Source organism: Brevibacillus sp. MCWH (assembly GCF_013096935.1).
In the GTDB taxonomy this organism is placed as follows: Bacteria; Bacillota; Bacilli; order Brevibacillales; family Brevibacillaceae; genus Brevibacillus; species Brevibacillus aydinogluensis.
In genome coordinates, this window is sequence record NZ_SDLF01000233.1 from 1 (window position 1) to 395 (window position 395).

Here is a 395-nt window from a genome sequence, read left to right on the forward strand (position 1 = left end):
CCCTCGCTGGCACACAAGGCCGTGGGCTACGGCATGGCCGGCGAGCGCGTGGACGGCAACGACCTGGTGGCCCTGCTGGCCGTGCTCGAGCGCGGCGTGCGCCTGGTCCGCGGCGGCGCCGGCCCGTTGCTCGTGGAGGCCCACACCTACCGCATCCAGGCGCACACCAACGCCGACGACGCCACGCGCTACCGCGAGGACGCCGAGGTCCGGGAGTGGCTGGCGCGGGACCCCGTCCAGCGGATGCGCACCTACCTGACGGACCGCGGACTGCTCACCGAGCAGTTGCAGGCCGAGTACGAGCAGGAGGCCGAGGAGGTCGCGGCGGTCCTGCGCGAGGGCATGAACCGGGACACCGCCCCGGACCCGCAGGACCTCTTCGCCCACGTCTACAC

Annotated in this window: 1 protein-coding gene; it reads left to right on the forward strand. The window is 73.7% G+C overall.

Features of this window, described 5'->3' with window-relative positions; translation table 11 throughout:
- On the forward strand, positions 1 to 395 hold a 395-nt coding region (locus tag ETC00_RS20235; protein WP_253264364.1), incomplete at both ends, for a thiamine pyrophosphate-dependent enzyme.